The organism is Martinezella sp. CNPSo 3959, assembly GCF_057784355.1.
In genome coordinates, this window is the sequence record NZ_JBXSOV010000007.1 from 126461 (window position 1) to 144946 (window position 18486).

At 60.2% G+C, this 18486-nt stretch carries 19 protein-coding genes; 11 read left to right on the plus strand and 8 right to left on the minus strand.

Annotation, left to right across the window (positions count from 1 at the left end):
* The 6 genes from hpaE (at position 1) to hpaI (ending at position 6573) form a co-directional block, all read left to right on the plus strand.
* Positions 1 to 1518, plus strand: a complete 1518-nt coding sequence (gene hpaE, locus AC13RE_RS16975) for a 5-carboxymethyl-2-hydroxymuconate semialdehyde dehydrogenase (protein ID WP_488563788.1) — start codon at positions 1 to 3, stop codon at positions 1516 to 1518.
* Positions 1519 to 1553: 35 nt separating this feature from the next.
* On the plus strand, positions 1554 to 2534 hold the full coding sequence (gene hpaD, locus AC13RE_RS16980; protein ID WP_488563789.1) for a 3,4-dihydroxyphenylacetate 2,3-dioxygenase: 981 nt from the start codon (positions 1554 to 1556) through the stop codon (positions 2532 to 2534).
* Between the two features lie 67 nt (positions 2535 to 2601).
* Positions 2602 to 4056: an NADP-dependent succinate-semialdehyde dehydrogenase gene (gene gabD / locus AC13RE_RS16985; protein WP_488563790.1), complete on the plus strand. Its 1455-nt coding sequence runs from the start codon at positions 2602 to 2604 to the stop codon at positions 4054 to 4056.
* Positions 4057 to 4079: 23 nt separating this feature from the next.
* Entirely contained in the window at positions 4080 to 4952 is an 873-nt protein-coding gene (locus AC13RE_RS16990; protein WP_488563791.1) for a fumarylacetoacetate hydrolase family protein, read from the plus strand.
* Positions 4952 to 5755 carry a 2-oxo-hept-4-ene-1,7-dioate hydratase gene (gene hpaH / locus AC13RE_RS16995; RefSeq protein WP_132718023.1) on the plus strand — a complete coding sequence of 268 codons (804 nt, stop codon included), beginning with the start codon at positions 4952 to 4954 and terminating at the stop codon, positions 5753 to 5755. Before AC13RE_RS16990 ends, hpaH begins: the two co-directional genes overlap by 1 nt.
* An 11-nt stretch (positions 5756 to 5766) precedes the next feature.
* Complete coding sequence (gene hpaI, locus AC13RE_RS17000; protein ID WP_488563792.1) at positions 5767 to 6573, plus strand: 4-hydroxy-2-oxoheptanedioate aldolase; 807 nt, start codon at positions 5767 to 5769, stop codon at positions 6571 to 6573.
* 70 nt (positions 6574 to 6643) lie between these two features.
* On the opposite strand, the gene hpaR is transcribed toward hpaI, so the two are convergent.
* The 4 genes from hpaR to AC13RE_RS17020 form a co-directional block, all read right to left on the minus strand.
* On the minus strand, positions 6644 to 7165 hold the full coding sequence (gene hpaR, locus AC13RE_RS17005) for a homoprotocatechuate degradation operon regulator HpaR (protein ID WP_488563793.1): 522 nt from the start codon (positions 7163 to 7165) through the stop codon (positions 6644 to 6646).
* Positions 7166 to 7297: 132 nt separating this feature from the next.
* On the minus strand, positions 7298 to 8005 hold the full coding sequence (locus AC13RE_RS17010) for a GIN domain-containing protein (RefSeq protein ID WP_488563794.1): 708 nt from the start codon (positions 8003 to 8005) through the stop codon (positions 7298 to 7300).
* Positions 8006 to 8039: 34 nt separating this feature from the next.
* The gene (locus tag AC13RE_RS17015; RefSeq protein ID WP_488563795.1) at positions 8040 to 8612 is read right to left on the minus strand and encodes a DUF1700 domain-containing protein; all 573 of its coding nucleotides are present in this window, start codon (positions 8610 to 8612) and stop codon (positions 8040 to 8042) included.
* A complete protein-coding gene (locus AC13RE_RS17020; RefSeq protein WP_112337348.1) occupies positions 8609 to 8935 on the minus strand; it encodes a PadR family transcriptional regulator in 327 nt (108 codons plus the stop codon). Before AC13RE_RS17020 ends, AC13RE_RS17015 begins: the two co-directional genes overlap by 4 nt.
* Before the next feature lie 238 nt (positions 8936 to 9173).
* Between AC13RE_RS17020 and AC13RE_RS17025 the strand changes: the two genes are divergently transcribed.
* Positions 9174 to 9593 carry an NUDIX hydrolase gene (locus AC13RE_RS17025; RefSeq protein ID WP_488563796.1) on the plus strand — a complete coding sequence of 140 codons (420 nt, stop codon included), beginning with the start codon at positions 9174 to 9176 and terminating at the stop codon, positions 9591 to 9593.
* A gap of 247 nt (positions 9594 to 9840) precedes the next feature.
* Positions 9841 to 10314: a Ros/MucR family transcriptional regulator gene (locus tag AC13RE_RS17030; protein ID WP_132718018.1), complete on the plus strand. Its 474-nt coding sequence runs from the start codon at positions 9841 to 9843 to the stop codon at positions 10312 to 10314.
* 190 nt (positions 10315 to 10504) lie between these two features.
* Here the strand turns inward: AC13RE_RS17030 and AC13RE_RS17035 are convergent, their stop codons facing one another.
* The 4 genes from AC13RE_RS17035 to AC13RE_RS17050 form a co-directional block, all read right to left on the minus strand.
* The gene (locus AC13RE_RS17035) at positions 10505 to 11776 is read right to left on the minus strand and encodes a CynX/NimT family MFS transporter (protein WP_488563797.1); all 1272 of its coding nucleotides are present in this window, start codon (positions 11774 to 11776) and stop codon (positions 10505 to 10507) included.
* Positions 11773 to 12450, minus strand: coding sequence for a FadR/GntR family transcriptional regulator (locus AC13RE_RS17040; protein WP_488563798.1), 678 nt, complete (start codon positions 12448 to 12450; stop codon positions 11773 to 11775). The genes AC13RE_RS17035 and AC13RE_RS17040 overlap by 4 nt, the downstream gene beginning before the upstream one ends.
* 89 nt (positions 12451 to 12539) lie before the next feature.
* Positions 12540 to 13742, minus strand: coding sequence for an MFS transporter (locus tag AC13RE_RS17045; RefSeq protein WP_488563799.1), 1203 nt, complete (start codon positions 13740 to 13742; stop codon positions 12540 to 12542).
* 157 nt (positions 13743 to 13899) lie between these two features.
* The gene (locus AC13RE_RS17050; RefSeq protein ID WP_488563800.1) at positions 13900 to 14592 is read right to left on the minus strand and encodes a GntR family transcriptional regulator; all 693 of its coding nucleotides are present in this window, start codon (positions 14590 to 14592) and stop codon (positions 13900 to 13902) included.
* Between the two features lie 314 nt (positions 14593 to 14906).
* On the opposite strand from AC13RE_RS17050, the gene AC13RE_RS17055 reads away from it, so the two are divergent.
* The 3 genes from AC13RE_RS17055 to AC13RE_RS17065 are packed head-to-tail and all read left to right on the plus strand — an operon-like array spanning position 14907 to position 18438.
* Entirely contained in the window at positions 14907 to 15035 is a 129-nt protein-coding gene (locus AC13RE_RS17055; RefSeq protein ID WP_488563801.1) for a hypothetical protein, read from the plus strand.
* Positions 15032 to 16858: an ABC transporter ATP-binding protein gene (locus AC13RE_RS17060; protein WP_488563802.1), complete on the plus strand. Its 1827-nt coding sequence runs from the start codon at positions 15032 to 15034 to the stop codon at positions 16856 to 16858. The genes AC13RE_RS17055 and AC13RE_RS17060 overlap by 4 nt, the downstream gene beginning before the upstream one ends.
* Positions 16859 to 16902: 44 nt before the next feature.
* Positions 16903 to 18438 carry an ABC transporter substrate-binding protein gene (locus AC13RE_RS17065; RefSeq protein WP_488563803.1) on the plus strand — a complete coding sequence of 512 codons (1536 nt, stop codon included), beginning with the start codon at positions 16903 to 16905 and terminating at the stop codon, positions 18436 to 18438.
* Positions 18439 to 18486: the final 48 nt, after the last annotated feature.

The window sequence follows — 18486 nt, forward strand, 5'->3', positions numbered from 1 at the left end:
ATGTCCAAACTGCAGGAAAACATCGCAAAGGCCGAAGGCTTCCTCGCCCGTTTCAAGGATAGCGGCGTACTGAACCGCATCAATGGTGAGGATGTGCGGGCCGATGATGGCTCCACATTCGAGACCATCTCCCCCGTTGATCTGAAGCCGCTCGCAACCGTTGCCCGTGGCAAGGCAGCCGATATCGATCGCGCAGCAAAGGCCGCAAAGGCTGCCTTCGCCGAATGGGCTGCGATGCCCGGCGACGCGCGCAAGAAACTCCTTCACAAGATTGCCGATGCGATCGTCGCCCGCGCCGAAGAGATTGCCTTCGTCGAGTGCATGGACACCGGGCAGTCGCTGAAGTTCATGGCCAAGGCCGCCCTGCGCGGGGCGGAAAACTTCCGCTTTTTCGCCGACCGCGCGCCGGAAGCGCGCGATGGCAAGGCGCTGCGCGCCGAAGGCCAGGTGAACCTGACCACGCGCGTGCCGATCGGCCCAGTCGGCATCATCACACCGTGGAACACGCCCTTCATGCTGTCGACCTGGAAGATCGCGCCGGCTCTCGCTGCGGGCTGCACCATCGTTCACAAGCCGGCAGAATTCTCGCCGCTGACCGCGCGCCTGCTTGTCGAGATCGCCGAGGAAGCCGGCCTGCCAAAGGGCGTGTGGAACCTCGTCAACGGCTTCGGCGAAGATGCCGGCAAGGCTCTCACGGAACATCCCCTGATCAAGGCGATCGGTTTCGTCGGCGAAAGCCGCACCGGCTCGATGATCATGAAGCAGGGCGCAGATACGCTGAAGCGCGTGCATTTCGAACTCGGCGGCAAGAACCCGGTCATCGTCTTTGCCGATGCCGATCTCGAGCGCGCCGCCGATGCCGCCGTCTTCATGATCTACTCGCTGAACGGCGAGCGCTGCACCTCGTCCTCGCGCCTGTTGGTCGAGGAAAGCGTCTACGACAAGTTCACCGCGATCATCGCAGAGAAGGCGAAACGCATCAAGGTCGGCCATCCCCTCGATCCGGAAACGGTCGTCGGCCCGCTCGTCCATCCCGTGCATGAAAAGAAGGTGCTGGAGTATATTCAGATCGGTCGTTCGGAAGGTGCGACGCTGGCCGCTGGCGGCGAGAAGATCAACGGCCCGGGCGGTGGCTGCTACGTCTCGCCCACACTCTTCACAGGTGCCAACAACCAGATGCGCATCGCCCAGGAAGAGATCTTCGGGCCGGTGCTGACCGCCATTCCCTTCAAGGACGAAGCCGATGCGCTGGCGCTGGCCAATGACGTCCAGTATGGCCTGACCGGCTACCTCTGGACGTCCGACGTCACCCGCGCCTTCCGTTTCACCGATCACCTCGAAGCCGGCATGATCTGGGTTAATTCGGAAAACGTGCGTCACCTGCCGACACCCTTCGGCGGGGTCAAGAGCTCCGGCATCGGCCGCGACGGCGGCGACTGGTCCTTCGATTTCTACATGGAAACCAAGAACGTCGCCTTCGCCACCAAGCCGCACACGATCCAGAAACTCGGCGGCTGAGCCGCCAATATCTATACGCATAAGAGGAGGAACAAATGCCCCTGCCGAAACCCAATCTCTATCCGCCCTTCAACATCGTGCGCCTCAGTCATATCGAATTCGGCGTCACCGATCTTGCCAAATCCCGCGCCTTCTATGTCGACACGCTCGGCCTGCAGGTGACGGACGAGACCGCGGATACAATTTATCTGCGAGCGATGGAAGAACGCGGTCATCACTGCATCGTGCTCAAAAAGTCCGACAAGGCCGAAGCCCGCGATCTCGGCTTCAAGGTCTTCAGCGACGAGGATCTCGATAAGGCGGCGCATTTCTTCAAGGGCAAGGACCTTCCGGTCGAATGGATCGAGCGCCCCTACCAAGCGCGGACGTTCCGCACCCGCGACCCGCAGGGCATCCCGCTTGAATTCTATTCGAAGATGGACCGTCTGCCGCCGATCCATCAGAAATATGCGCTTTACAAAGGTGTAAAACCGCTGCGCATCGACCACTTCAACTGCTTCTCGACCAATGTCGATGAAAGCGTCGCCTTCTATAACGAACTCGGCTTCCGCGTGACCGAATATACGGCGGATGAAGAGACCGGCCGTCTCTGGGCCGCGTGGACGCACCGCAAGGGCGGCGTCCACGACATCGCCTTCACCAACGGCCGCGGCCCGCGCCTGCACCACACCGCCTTCTGGGTGCCGACGCCCCTCAACATCATCGACCTCCTCGACCTGATGGCGACCACCGGCTGGGTCGCCAATATCGAGCGGGGTCCGGGACGCCACGGCATCTCCAACGCCTTCTTCCTCTACATTCTCGATCCGGACGGCCACCGCATCGAAATCTATTGCTCGGACTACCAGACCGTCGATCCCGATCTGGAGCCGATCAAGTGGGATCTCAAGGATCCACAGCGTCAGACATTGTGGGGTGCACCGGCTCCCAAATCCTGGTTCGAACATGGTAGCCTGTTTGCCGGTGCGGAAGTGGCCGAGCCCGACTTGAAGGCACAGCCGATTATCGCGCCTTAAGCGTTACCCTTGAGAGCGGGAAAAACGCCCGCTCCTCATCAACGTTCGAAAGCGCGAGGAGGCAGTCATGAAATTGAAAGACGCAACATTGTTCCGGCAGGCCGCATTGGTCGGCGGCGAGTGGATCGAAGCCGATCCATCCAATGCGATCAAGGTCGACAATCCCGCGACGGGCGAAATCATCGGCCTCGTTCCCAATCTGGGCGCTACCGAGACCAAAAAGGCGATTGCCGCAGCCGAAGCCGCGCAGAAGGAATGGGCGGCCCGCACGGCCAAGGAACGCTCCGGCATCCTCAGGCGCTGGTTCGAGCTGATGATGGAAAACCAGGACGATCTTGGACGCATCCTGACGGCCGAACAGGGCAAACCCCTGCCCGAAGCCAAAGGCGAGATCGCCTATGGCGCAAGCTTCATCGAATGGTTTGCCGAAGAGGCCCGCCGCGTCTATGGCGACATCATTCCCGGCCACCAGAAGGACAAGCGCATTCTGGTCATGAAGCAGCCGATTGGCGTGGTCGCGGCGATCACGCCCTGGAACTTCCCGAATGCGATGATCACCCGCAAGGCCGGTCCGGCCTTTGCCGCCGGCTGCGCCATGGTGCTGAAGCCCGCCTCGCAGACGCCGTTTTCGGCGATTGCCATTGCGATCCTTGCCGAACGCGCCGGCCTACCGAAGGGCCTCTTCAGTGTTCTCACAGGCTCGGCCCGTGCCATCGGCGGCGAGATGACCGCAAGCTCGGTCGTGCGCAAGCTCACCTTCACCGGCTCGACCGAAGTGGGCTCCGAGCTCTATAAGCAGAGTGCACCGACCATCAAGAAACTCGGTCTTGAGCTTGGGGGCAACGCACCCTTCATCGTCTTTGACGATGCCGATCTCGATGCCGCTGTCGAGGGCGCACTGATCGCCAAATTCCGCAACAATGGCCAGACCTGCGTCTGTGCGAACAGGCTCTACGTGCAGGAGGGCGTCTATGATGCCTTTGCCGAGAAACTCTCCAAGGCTGTCGGTTCGCTGAAAACAGGCAACGGCTTCGACGAAGGCATCAATCTCGGCCCGCTGATCGATGAGGCGGCCCTGGCCAAGGTCGAGGAGCATGTTGCCGATGCGCTTTCCAAAGGCGGCCGTATCGTCGCCGGCGGGCATCGCCATCAGCTCGGCGGACGCTTTTATGAGGCGACGGTGCTTGCCGATGTCACGCCCGCCATGGCCGTCGCGAAGGAAGAGACCTTCGGGCCGGTTGCTCCCCTCTTCCGCTTCAAGGACGAGGCCGACGTCATCACCCAGGCCAATGACACCGAGTTCGGCCTTGCCTCCTATTTCTATGCCAAGGACCTCGCCCGCGTCTTCCGTGTCGCGGAAGCCCTGGAATACGGCATGGTCGGGGTCAATACCGGCCTGATCTCGACAGCCGAAGCGCCCTTCGGCGGCGTCAAGCTCTCCGGCCTGGGCCGCGAGGGTTCGCGCTACGGCATCGAGGAATTCACCGAAATCAAATATGTCTGCCTCGGCGGAGTCGTCTGAGGTCAAGAGAAGGCCATGAAAGCATGACCCATCCCAAATTCCTGTCCTTTTCGAGAAACGGCCGTCATGGCTATGGACTTGCGGTCGGCAACGGTGTCGTCGACCTCTCCGCGCGCCACGGCGCGACTTGGCCAACGCTGCGTGAGGTGATCGAGGCCGGTCGCCTCGCTCAGCTCGCAGAAGAAGCCAAATCATTGAAGCCGGATTTCGCACTTGACGACATCCGCTTCGAGATTCCCATTCCGTCGCCGGAAAAGATCATTTGCGTCGGGGTCAATTTCCCCGACCGCAATGAGGAATATAAGGATGGGCAGGCCGCCCCCTCCAACCCCTCGCTCTTCATCCGCTTCCCGCGGTCGTTCACCGGGCACGAACAGCCCTTGATCCGGCCGCCGGAAAGCCCGCAGCTCGACTATGAAGGCGAGGTCGTCATCGTCATCGGCAAGGGTGGCCGCCGGATCGCGGAGGCCGACGCCTTCTCCCATATCGCGGCCCTGTCGCTCTGCAACGAGGGCACGATCCGCGATTGGGTGCGCCATGCGAAATTCAACGTCACCCAGGGCAAGAACTTCGACAATACCGGCTCGATCGGCCCGTGGCTGATCCCGTTCACCGATGCAGCGCAGCTCGACGACATTGCGCTCACGACTCGTGTCAACGGCGAAGTGCGCCAGAGCGACCGCACAAGCCGGATGATCTTCTCCTTCCGCAAGATCATCAACTACATCTCCACTTTCACAACGCTCGTCCCCGGTGATGTCATCGTCACGGGAACGCCGACCGGCGCCGGCGCCCGCTTCGATCCGCCGATCTGGCTGAAGCCCGGCGATGTCGTCGAAGTCGAGGCCGATGGTCTTGGCACCTTGAAAAACACCATTGTCGACGAGGTGCGCTGATGCTGTCGCAAGATGAAATCCAGGCCGCCGCCGAGAGCCTCGATCAGGCCGAGCGGACGCGCGTCCAGACCGGGCTCCTGTCGCTGAAGCACCCGCAAATGACGATGGACGATTCCTATGCCGTCCAGAGCGCCTGGGTGCAGAAGAAGATCGCCAGCGGCCGCAAGCCGATCGGTTGGAAGATCGGGCTGACATCGAAGGCGATGCAATATGCGCTGAACATCAACATCCCCGATTCCGGGGTACTCTTTGACGATATGGTCTTCGAAGACGGCGCGACGGTGCCGGCCGACCGTTTCATCCAGCCGCGTATCGAAGCCGAGATCGCCTTTGTGATGAAGGCTCCGCTCAAGGGGCCTGATATCTCGATCTTCGACGTGCTGAATGCCACCGACTATGTGACGCCAGCCCTCGAGATCCTTGACACGCGCATCCTTCGCGTCGATCCGGAGACGAAGAAGGCGCGCACCATCGTCGACACCATTTCCGACAATGCCGCCAATGCCGGCATCGTCACCGGCGGCCGCGCCGTGCGGCCCGGTGAGATCGACATGCGCTGGATGGGCGCGATCGTCAGCCGCAATGCCGAAGTGGAGGAAACCGGGCTTGGCGCCGGTGTGCTCAACCAGCCCGCGCGCGGGATCGCCTGGCTTGCCAATCGCCTTTCGCAATATGGCGACGGCATCGAAGCCGGCCAGATCGTGCTTGCCGGTTCGTTCATCCGCCCGATCGAGGCGCGGCATGGCGATACGATCAACGCCGATTTTGGCCCCTACGGATCGGTCAGCCTGTTCTTTGCATGAAGGAGTGAAGTATGCCGGCGCCCAAGAACCTTTTTAAACAGGCCCTCAAGGAAGGCCGGGCGCAGATCGGCCTCTGGCAGGCGCTCGCCAATGCCTACACGGTCGAAATCTGCGCGGGCGCCGGCTACGACTGGCTGCTGCTCGATGCCGAGCATGCGCCGAACGACGTGCCGCTTCTCGTCTCGCAGCTGCAGGCGATGAAGGGGACAGTGAGCCATGCGGTGATCCGCCCGCCGATCGGCGAAACCTGGATCATCAAGCAGATGCTCGACATCGGCGCGCAGACCCTGCTCATCCCGATGGTCGACAGTAAGGAGATGGCCGAGACCATGGTCAAGGCGGTGCGATACCCGCCGCATGGCGTACGCGGCGTCGGCGCAGCCCTCGCCCGCGCCTCCGCCTTCAACCGCATTCCAGACTACCTTGCCACGGCCAACGACGAGATCTGCCTGCTGCTGCAGGTTGAAAGCCGCGCGGGGCTTGCAGCGCTTGACGACATCGCCTCGACCGAAGGCGTTGACGGCGTCTTTATCGGACCATCCGATCTTGCCGCGGACATGGGCTATCTCGGCAAGCCGGGTGCCCCTGAAGTGCAGGCAGAAGTCGAAAAGGCGCTCGCAAAAATCCAGTCGCATGGCAAGGCGGCGGGCATCTTGATCGGCGATCTCTCGCTGGCAAAACGCTATCTGGAGCTTGGCGCCACCTTCGTCGCGATAGGCAACGACGTCACGCTGCTTGCCAATGCTACCATCAAGCTTCTTGACGATTTCAAGAAGGCGGATGCAGCCAAGCCGCCTGAGGACGTCAAGGTCTACTAATAGCAGGGGCCACGGCGGTCGTCGTTCGCCTATTGCGTGTTTTGCGGATCTATAAAACCGAAGCGGCCCCTCATTCCTCGCCGACCGAGCCGTTCTCCAATTTCAATGCCGCCAATTCATCCAGCATATCGAGAAGCTTCTCGACGCGCTCCACGCCGAACCGAGCATCGATATCTGCATAGACCTTCAGGCTTTCCGGCATAACATCCTCGACAACCGCCTCCCCGGCCGCTGTGATCTGCAACAATACCCTGCGGCCATCGGCATCATCTTTATGCTTGGTGATAAAGCCGCGCTCTTCGAGCGAACGGATCATGCGCGTCAGGCTCGGGGCAAGAATGGATGCCTTGTCTGCGAGTTCCGTCGCATCGAGCTTTCCGCCTTCGTAGAGAACGCGAATGACACGCCATTGCTGCTCGGTCACATCATGCGCCACCAGGATCGGCCTGAAATGGCTCATGACCGCTTCGCGGGCGCGCAGAAGTCCGATCGCTAGGGAACGGCGACGGTCCCGCAGTGGCCGTTTGGGGTGCGTGGCCCCGGTTTCCGGCTCAACGCGCGGCCTCACATCACTGTCTGTTCGATTTTGCATCTTTTGCATATTCGCTTCGATTATGGCCCTCACTGATTAACATGAGAATCATTCAAAGCAAGGCGATCGCATGATATCGATCAAAGCCGATGGCAAAGATCGCCGCCGCGCGGCGCGCTTTCTCGCCATGGATTATGGCACCTCTACCAGGCGGCCGCTGCCTCTGATCTCAGAACGCCGCAGCACCGGATGCCCGTAGAGTTCGATATTGCCGCTTCCGCTGATCGAAACATCGGCATCCGCGGCAGCGGCGACTTCCGCGTCGCCACTGCCTTGAATTCTGATCTTCGCGGATTGAGCGGTCAGGTCCTTTAGACGCGCAGTGCCCGAACCGGATACATCGAGATCGACCGAGCGTGCGCTTCCCGTGGCCGTGACGCTACCGCTTCCGGATATCCTCAGGCGCAGGTCTGATTGATCGAGCTGCGACAGAGCGAGATCGCCGCTGCCCCGTACTCTCCAATCAGTGACGAGCGGTCCTGATAGGCTGACGTCGAATTTGGAGTTGGACCAACCCGGATTACAATCCATGCTCAGCCTTCCGCCCTCCAGCCGCACATGATTGAGCAGCGCTGGATCACCGCTCACGACGGCCTCCGCCTTTCCGCCCGGCTGATAGTGAACAGAGGCCGGGATATCGATCGTCAGGCTGCCATTGGAGCTGAAAGGCAGGATAACCTGCTGCCCGCCGAATGCCGCAGATCCGCAACTGGATTGCGTACCACCCCACCAATGCCCTGCGTTTGCCCAATCCGGCCCGGAAAGCCCGATGCCGAGAGCCAGAAAGACGAATGCACAAATCAGTCCGGTCGTCGCGATAGTCGCCAATTTCCCGTTCATTGTTCATTTCCTCCAACGATTCGCGGCCCAGCGTTCAAGCGCGGCTTTCGTCTACCTGCGCCAAGCGGAAATGCAGGCGGGCATATTGCCCAAGCATGCGGATACCCAAACTCAACCCCATCAGCAGCAAGGCCCCGCCGCCCACGAAGCAACTCACCAGCCCGGCGCCAACAAGCAGACGAGCCAGCATGCCGACGGAGGGCAAGCCGACGTGAAACAGCACGGTCGTCACGACAATCTTCAGACCGACGGCGCCAACGGCTACCAAAGCGATCGCAAGGCCGAACGTCACGAACATCGCCGCAAACAGCAAAGGTAGCAGGAAGAAGATATCGACGACGGCAAGACCCGCCAGCGCCATCATGGCGGCCAGGAGGTTTGGTACGCTCCACTGCGCCTCGAAACGACGAAGCCCGACATCTGCACGCAATTCCCTTGTGATCCTGGCGGGGTCACCGAGAGCGGCGCAAACCTCCTCCTCGCTTCGGCCTGACGCCTCGGATTCGGAGAAATGGGCAGAATAGTCGGCCACGATATCATCGATCTCGTGCGGAGGCAGGCCTGCAAGCCCCAATCTCAGCGTGCGCAAAAAGGCTTCCCTGCTCATGGCAAATCCTCAAGTAGCTTGTCGACGGAGCCTGCTAACGTGCGCCAATCGCGGCGATGTGCTTCGAAAATCGAACGCCCCAACGGCGTGAGCCGATAATATTTACGCGGCGGCCCGTTGCTCGACTCGACGATGCGGGTCGCGACCAAGCCGTCATTCTGCATTCTGCGCATCAGCGGGTAGATCGTTCCTTCACCCATGCCGACCGCCGCCACAAGTGTGCTCGCAATTTCATAGCCGTAGCTTTCGCCCCGGGAGAGTACGGCCAGGACGCAAAGATCGAGCACGCCCTTCCGCAATTGAACTTGGATCGAGTCAGTCATAAACGCCTCAGCTTCAAGGGGAGGATATAACAAGCTATCTGTTTATACAAGATAGCTCGTGCGTCGGCTTCCCTCGCACTGCATTCCACAAGGATCTCAATGCCGCACTCACCACATTTTTTCGGCAGCATCTGATGGCGCCGTAACGATGAACATTCCCGGGAGCGAGGCATGTCGCATGGCACCATGCGCGGACAGGAGTGTTGAAACCGAGCCACGAATCCGCCCAGATCACGGCATGGCAAAAACGATACGCATAGCAGCGGCCCTGATGCTCCGCCTTGATGGAAAAACGCTGCTTGTGCGCAAGCGCGGCACGATTGCCTTCATGCAACCGGGAGGCAAGATCGAGCTCCAGGAAACGGCAGAGGCAGCCGTTGTCAGAGAGCTTTTCGAAGAGCTCGGCCTTACGATAGAGACAAGCGATTTGACTTTCCTCGGCCGCTTCCAGGCGCCGGCCGCCAACGAGCCGGAGCATATCGTCATCGCAGATATATTCGAGCTGCACGTGGACGATGCCGGGATCAGGGCAACGGCCGAGATCGAAGAGATTCGCTGGATTTCACCACAAAATCCGCCTGATATCGTCATGGCGCCGCTTACCGAATATCATGTCCTGCCATTTCACCGACAATATAGTCTATCCCCCGGCAACTAACATTCGACTCCGGCAGAGCTAAAGCACGATATGGCTTACCTCGTGGAAATCTATCGATTTTCGGCCAAGCGGCAGAGATCGTGAGTTCGAAAACGCGCATGCAGAGCAAATAACAATTTGTAGATCCTAAACCCCTCATATTTACTATAGCAATAACCTATAAAAATAATCTCCAAAATCGCTCAATCTTCTATTGAAAGCCGAAACCATATTGCATAAATAATTAAATAATCGTGGGAGGCGGGAAATGAAAACAGGAAATACTGTCGCTGGCGAAAGGTTTCTTGAGCTGACGGGCAAGATTGTCTCCGCCTACGTCCTTAACAATACGCTCGCGATGAAAGATTTGTCGAGGCTCATTGCGGAAACCTATTCCGCACTTGTAGGCTCTCAGCAACTTGTGCCGTCGGCAGCGCCGACGGAAAGATCTCAGAAGCCAGCAGTCCCGATCAAGAAATCCATCACGGATCATTATCTTGTGTGCCTGGAAGACGGTGGGAAATACAAATCCCTAAAACGGCACTTGAACAGCAAGTATGGTCTCACGCCCGAAGAATACCGAAGGAAATGGGGCTTGCCTGCAGACTATCCAATGGTGTGTGCCTCCTATGCCGCCGCAAGATCGACGCTGGCCAAGAAGGCTCTCCTTGGCCACGCCAAGGGCACGACCGAGATTCCTCCGGTGGTTGAGCCGCCCCGCCGGCAACGCAAGATCGGATAACCCCCGGCGCTTCGCCAGGCGCCGTGAGCGTGCACCGCGTTTTTAATGAGCGATCGCTGTTGCGTGAGCAAATTCATCCCGGCTGCCGACACGTCGATCGAGTCGCCCTCTGCTGGCGAGCCTACATGAGATCCGTCCCGGTGCTTTCGCGCCCTCACCCATCGCTCTGCAAGCGGCCAGCGCTATTCCATCATGGGGTTTCGATTGTCCTCGCATTGACGGTGATCGCGCGGCCGGCAAACCAGCCGTTGATCGCAGCCCCGAGACCGAGCAGCACGAACAACACTGCGCACCAGGCAAAGCTTCCCGTCCAGCCATGAATCATGCCGACGACGAGCGGGCCAATTGCAGCGAGCAAATAACCGACGAATTGCGCCATGCCGGAGAGATGCGCCGCCACATGTGCATCAGGCGAACGCAACACAATGACCGTCAGCGCCACCGCGATCAATCCACCCTGACCGATGCCCTGAAGCACGGCCCAGAACCAGACCGTCCAAAGCGGAGCGAAAAGCAGGCCCAGCAAGGCGATGACGGCGATCGCGCACAGGCTGACGTTGATGGCGCGCTGATCCTTACCCTTAACGGCGATATGTGGGGCCACCAGGCAGGCGGCCGCCTGCACCATGACCGAGACTGACACGATGACGCCAGCCGTCACGCCGTCGAGACCACGCTCGCGCAGAATGGGCACGAGCCAGCCGAAGACGCAGTAGGCGAGCGCCGATTGCAGCCCCATGAAAAGCGTCACCTGCCAGGCGATGCGGTCACGCCATAAGCCCGAGACACGAAAGCCGGTACGCCGCGCCTGACTATGCGCTCTGATCACCTGCGGCAACCAGAGAAGTCCGACTGTGAAGGCAGGCAGGGCCCAGATGGCGAGCGCGCCGCCCAGCGAACCGCCGAGAGCATGTTCGACGGGAAGCGTGAACCCGGCCGCACTCGCAGCTCCCGCGCATAGCGCCATCGTATAGCAACCCGTCATGAGCGCCGCCCTGTCGGGGAAATCCCGCTTGACCACGCCCGGCAGCAGCACATTGCCGATCGCAATGCAGGCACCGGCCAAGCCCGTTCCCAAGAACAGCAGCGTTATCGAGGAAAAGCCCCGCAACGCCGTACCGAGCGCAAGAAGGAAAACGACGCCGAGCAGAACACGCTCGGTGCCCATGCGTTGTGCGAGCCTTGGCGCAAGTGGTGAAAACAGTCCCATGCAGATGACGGGCAAGGTCGTGAGAATGCTGGTGCCGAAGGCGGAGAGACCAAGCCCGGTCCGTATCTCCGGCAAGAGCGTCGATGCGCTGGAAAAGACCGGCCTCAGATTGAAAGCGATGAGAACAAGGCTCGCCCCCAGCAAGAACCTGCCGATCGGCGATTTACCTTCATGCGGCAGCGGTGCCGGAATTTCATCGGCCTCGGCATCGATCAATTCGACCGAGGCGGGATTTTGCGAGGGCATGGTCATGACATAAGCAACCGATCGAGAGTAGCGACGATGGGGGCCATGAAGTGGCGCACGGCTCTGTCGGCCGCTTCGGGACTGCCGCTTTCGATGGCATCGACGATGGCGATATGCGCCTGCATATCCGGCTCGGGAATATCCTCACCGAGCGTCGCCTCGATGGTTTCGGCGATCGAGAAAGAGAAGAACTCATAGATTTCGATCATGGCCCTGTTCTGCGAGGCAGCAACGACCGCCCTGTGAAAGGCAAGATCGCGCTCGACGAATGCGGCCTTATCGCCCCCCGTATAATTGCCGCGGGCGACCAGCAAGGCACGCAACTGTGAAACGACGTCCGGTGAGTGGCGTAGAGCGGCAAGCCGTGCGGCCTCGACCTCCAGCGCAAGCCGGGCCTCGAACTGATCCCTCAATCCAGCGCGGCGCGCCATATCCAGGGGGAGACTGACATCCTTGTTCGACCGAACATAGGTCCCGGATCCCTGCCTGGTTTCGAGATAGCCCTGGGAGACGAGCACCCTCACGGCCTCGCGGATCGTACCGCGGCTGACCGACAGTATGGATGAGAGAGAGGCTTCGTTCGGCAGCTTTTCCCCCACCAGCCAACGTCGGGCGGTGATTTCGCTGCGGATTGCTTCAACGGCTGTATCCGCAAGCGTCGTTTTTGTCAGAGCGCGCACGGCTGAACTTTCATCAAGTCATCGGATGACTTTATCACTTAGGCAATACTCGATGCCTCGTCAATGATTTTCACCAGACGAACGACCGACTAGCTATGCCGTCTCACCCTTTCGAAGAAGAGCAGCAAGCCGAGCCCCAGCAAACCGGCAGCGGCCCCGATAAGCGCCGTTCCGGAATAATTGCTGACGGCCGTGCCGATCGCGAAAAGAAGGGCGCTAAGACCTGCGCTCAGAAAGATATTGACCGAGATCAGGGCGCTGCCCAAACCCGGGCGCTCGGCAATCAGATCCTGCAGGTAGGTGATCGGAATACTAATCAGGGCAGCCGCCCCGATCCCGCTGATGAGGGTCAGCGCGTAGACGTGCCAGGGCGCAGACGCCAATCCGAGCAGGACCAGATAGACGATATAGATCACCGTACCGATCGCCAGCGCCACGACGTGGCTCATAATCCGCTGCGCCCGCCCCCAAACGACGATGAAGATGATTTCGAGAAGGGCAACGATCCCAACCAAAATGCCGATGTCCGCCACGGTTCCGTGTGCCGCACCGGTGACGATGAGCGGCAGGATGGCGCCGTTGACATGCAGCGTGCTGCTGATCAGCGCGACGGCGATCAGGCGCAGGAAGACCGGTGGCGAAATGACCTCACCCAGCGCCGCAAGATAGGAAAGGTGATGGGCAGCCGCCTTGTCTATGCCATCCTGGCGCGGCAGGAAAATCGCGATCAATCCGAAACAGGCGACGCAGGCGAGACCGGCGAACAGATAGGCCGGCAGCATGCTCGCCGAATTTGCAAGCAATGCTCCGGTTATGCCGGGAACCAGCACCCAGGAAAGAGAGATCATCGCCCGCACGCCGGAATTGACCGTGGCGATATCGTTGCGCTCCATTCCCCTCGTCGCAACGCGGACATTGGCAAAGAGCAGCGAGTTGAGCGAGCCATAGACCGGCAGGAAGAACAAGGCGCTGAGCACGAAAGTCGCCTGCGCCGGCACGATATAGACGGCGCCATAGCCCAGCACGCCGAAAGTGGCGACCGTCAGCATCATCACTCTATATTGGCCGAGCCTGTCCGCCAGATTTCCAAGTAGAATACTGACGACGACATTCACCGCCGCCGCGCAGAAGATCAGCGTCGAATAGAGCCCGTTGCTGAGGCCGAGCTCGCGGATGCCGACGACCGATTGATAGGGCGACGTCGCAGCTCCGGCAAAACCAAAGGCAAAGATCGCAAGCATGCTCACCCGTATGGTCGGGTCGCGGAAAACGTCGGGAAGAAGGCGGGTCATTGGCGGGATCGAGGATGTTGCAAATCACGCCTTCATCCGAGGCGCGGGATATCCTTCCGTCAAAGCTGATCGAGACGCAAATGGTTGCATTGCGCTTGCCCCCTTCGGACGTGGATTGTCCACATCATTCATCATATCAATCGGGACAATTAGGCATTCAGCCAGGCATCGCCCGGGAATAGGCAGCCAGAATGAAGCGCTCGGCCTGGAACAGATATTTTTCAAGTGCGTCGGCGGCGCTCGCCGGCGCCCCCGCCTCCAGATGCGCAAGAATGGTCGCGTTCTGGCCGACATAGGGAGCGTGCAGATATTCGGGATCGCGGATTAGCCCAAAGACGAGGCGCAGCTCCAGCGAGATCTGCGCATAGAAGGCCGAAAGCCTCGGACTATCGGCAAGCTCGACGATCGCCGCATGAAAGGCGATATCGGCGCTGCCGACCTCCAGCCATTCGCCACGCTCACGATGCTGGACGGCGGCATCGATGGCGGCACGCATCTTGTCGACGCTCGGGTGGCGGTGATGTGCGTTGGCGAGTGCCGAACACTCGATCAGGCGACGAATCTGGAAGATGTCCATGATCGTCGAAATGCTCGGCGTGGAAACGAAAACGCCGCGATTGGCTTCGTGACGCAGCACGCCCTCTTTCGTCAGCAGCCGGAAGACTTCGCGCAGAGTGTTGCGCGAGACCTGCAGCTCCTCGCAAAGAGCCGCCTCCGATAAATGGCTGCCGGGCGAGAGCGTGCCGCTGATCACGCGCTCTCGGATGCGGGCGGCGGTCAGTTCTGCAAGCGTCTGCCCCGTCTCCGCGACGGTCGCCGGCTCGATGCTGGCAAGATTTGTCTGCTTCATTCGCTCTCCCGGCATCTGCATTCAATCGTCTCGAACGCCCGCAATATCAGGCGCCGGCTGGAAAGCGAGCGGGTATTCCGCTTGCCTGGGGCTGGCGGCCTGTCGACGGCCAGATCCGGTGGACGATTTTGCGCAGATTTGTCCCCATTTTTGATTGGCAATATGAAAATTGTTGAACAATATAGACCGGATTGTCGTTTGATGCTATCTCACGCCCTAACAAATATAATGGGAACGCAGATACAGATGTTCATGAGACGCCCGTCTTGTAGAAAAACATCGCCTGATTTTGTCAGGATGCAACAGGTGCCGGCATGAGCATGCTGCGGTCCGAACCGGGTGGCGATCCCAGCGAGTGCGCCTGCATCATCGATGCAAGGAACAACACGGCTATCATCCCGGATGCCATGAACGACCTGCCCAATACCGAGGTAAGCGCATGACCAAGGCCGCTGGCGACAACAAACCGCTTCTGTCCGTAACGGATCTGACTGTGCGGTTCGGCGAAAACCGCGTGGTCGAAGGACTTTCCTTTTCGGTCGAGCCAGGCAGGACGCTCGCGGTCGTCGGCGAATCCGGCTCCGGCAAATCGGTGACCTCGCTTTCGGTCATGCGCCTTGCCGACATGATGGGCGCGCGCTTCGAAACGGGTAGCATCCTGTTCAACGGCAAGGACCTGCTGAAGCTCTCGCAGAAGGACATGCGTTCCGTTCGCGGCAAGGAGATCGCCATGATCTTCCAGGAGCCGATGACCTCGCTCAATCCCGTCTTCACCATCGGCGACCAGATCTGCGAAGTCCTTCTTCTTCATGAGAAACTCGGCAAATCCGCCGCCATGGCGGAAGCTCGTCGCCTGCTGGAGATGGTACGCCTGCCCGATGCGGCCGCCCTTTTGAACCGCTATCCGCATCAGCTTTCTGGCGGGATGCGCCAGCGCGTCATGATCGCCATGGCGCTTGCCTGCCGCCCGAAGCTGTTGATTGCCGATGAGCCGACGACGGCGCTTGATGTGACGATCCAGGCGCAGATTCTCAACATCATGCGGGATCTGCAGAAGGATCTTGGCATGGGCATGATCTTCATCACCCACGACATGGGCGTGGTTGCCGAAATGGCAGATGATGTCGTGGTCATGTGGAAGGGCAAGAAGGTCGAGGAGGGCCCGGTTCGCGAGATATTCGCCAATCCGCAGCACCCTTATACGAAGGCGCTCCTCGCCGCAGTTCCCAAACTTGGCAGCATGGCCGGCCAGGATTTTCCGAAGCGCATGCCTTTGACCGTGCTGGACGGCGGCACGCCGAAAGTCGTCGGCGAGGAGCGGGTGCAGAATACCGCCCGCTACGACCAGCAACCGCTCCTGTCGGTGCGCGATCTCTTCGTGCGCTTCGATATCAAGAAGAACATATTCGGCCAGGTCACGCATCGCTGCAGTGCCGTCCAGAAGGTCGCTTTCGACATACATCCCGGCGAGACGCTGGCCCTCGTCGGCGAATCCGGCTCCGGCAAGTCGACGATCGGACGCACGATCCAGCAGTTGCAGAAGGCACGCTCGGGCGAAATCACCTTCAATGGCAAGAGCTTTGCCGGCATGTCGGCGCTGGAGAGGTTCCGCCTGCGCCGCGACGTGCAGTATATCTTCCAGGATCCCTTCGCATCGCTCGACCCGCGCAAGACTGTGGGATTCTCGATCGCAGAACCGATCAACACGCATGGCATCATCTCCGGATCGAAGCCGGTCCGCCGCCGGGTGGACGAACTTTTGGAGCGCGTCGGGCTGACGTCTGCCCATGCCGATCGCTATCCGCACGAATTTTCCGGCGGCCAGCGCCAGCGCGTCTGCATCGCCCGCGCCCTCGCCTCCGATCCCAAGCTCATCATCGCCGACGAAGCGCTTTCTGCGCTCGACGTGTCGATCCAGGCCCAGATCATCAATCTCTTGATGGATCTCCAGGCCGAACGGGGGCTCGCCTATCTGTTCATCAGCCATGATATGGCTGTCGTGGAGAAGATCAGCCACCGCGTCGCCGTCCTTTATCTCGGCCAGATCATGGAGATCGGCAGCCGGCGCCAGGTCTTCGAAACACCGATGCACGCCTATACGCAGCGCCTGATCTCGGCCGTGCCAATCGCCGATCCGACGCAGCAGCGCCGAACCGCGCTCATCGAGGGCGAGATCCCCAATCCCGTTCGCCGCGTCGGCGACGAGCCGCCGATCCTGGCTCACGAGGAAATCACCTCAGGCCACTTCATCGCCAAGAGCGCCTAAACGACCACCAACCATCGCATCGATCTGAAGAGGAAACAGGTTCAATGAAAAGAATGAAATGGGGATTGAAGACCGCTCTGACCGCACTCGTCATGTCGAGCGTCGCCATCACCGCCGCTCCCGCTTTCGCGGCCGGCAAGCTGACGGTATCATCGTCGCAGGATCCCGGCAGCTGGGACCCGATCGACACCTTCCTGGTGGCATGGGCCGCCGTTTCGACCAACATCTTCGACGGCCTCACCTATCGCGGTCCCGATCTCAAGCTGGTGCCGGGCCTTGCCGAATCCTGGGAGGAACTGGACCAGGGCAAGCGCATCCGCTTCAAGCTGCGTCATAACGTGAAGTTCCATGACGGCGAGCCCTTCAATGCCGAAGCGGTGAAGTTCACCTTCGATCGCCTGCTCGGCGAGCAGGGCGCCAAGGGACCGCAGCGCTCGAACTACACTGCGATCGAAAGCGTCGATGTCATCGACGACTACACGGTCGACATGAAGCTGAAGACGCCTGACCCCGTGCTCCTGACGAAGCTTGCCGGCTATGGCGCGATGATCGTTCCGCCGAAATACATCAAGGAAAAGGGCGAGGATTATTTCAATCTCAACCCGGTCGGCACCGGCGCCTTCAAGTTCGTTTCTTATACGCCGAAGGTGAACATCAAGCTCGAAGCCAATCCGGATTACTGGGGCGGCGCGCCGAAGCTTTCGGAGCTCGAATACCGCTTCATCAGCGAGCCGGCGACGGCTGTTGCCGAGCTTCAGGCAGGCCGCGTCGATCTCGTCATCCCGCCGACCATACCGATCGGTATGCTGCCGGTCATCCAGGGCGATTCCAAGCTGGAAATTGCCAGCGTTCCCGGTCCGACGGTCGATGCGCTGCGCTTCAACACCCGCGACGGCATCACGGCCGATCCGCGCGTGCGCAAGGCGATCATCATGGCCGTCGACCGCGACACGATCGTCAAGTCGATCCTCGCTGGACAGGGAACAGAAATCGTCAGCTTCCAGAATTCTCTGTCCTTCGGCTACGATGCCGATCTGAAGCCACTTCCCTATGATCCGGCAGGCGCCAAGAAGCTGCTCGCCGAAGCTGGCGTGAAGCCGGGCACGGCATTGCAGATCGACATTCGTGGCAATGATGCGACGATGAACGAGGTGGCGCAGGTCGTCGCAAGCTATCTGCAGATGATCGGCCTCACCGCCACCATCAAGCCGTATGAAACCAACGTTCTGTTGAACGACATCATCCCGCAGGGCAAGACCGGCGCGATGTTCCAGCAGAAATGGGGCGGCTGGACCTTCGACTACGACAACACCGCCTATTCGATGTACCACTCCGGCGAAAAGTGGAATCCCTACGAAAAGGATGCGACGCTGGACAAGCTGTTGGAATCGCAGCGCCCGCTCACCGATCGCGCCGAGCGCGAAAAGGTGCTGAAGGACATCGGCAAGTATGTCGCCGACAAGGCGCTCGAACTGCCGCTCTACAACAGCAACGCGATCTACGGCGTCAGCAAGCGCGTCAAGGGCTTTGTGCCCGCTCCGGATACCCGCATCAAGTTGAACGAAGTCACCGTCGACTAATCATCAAGCAGGCGCCGCCGGCTCGGTCGGCGGCGTCATCCGAAAGCT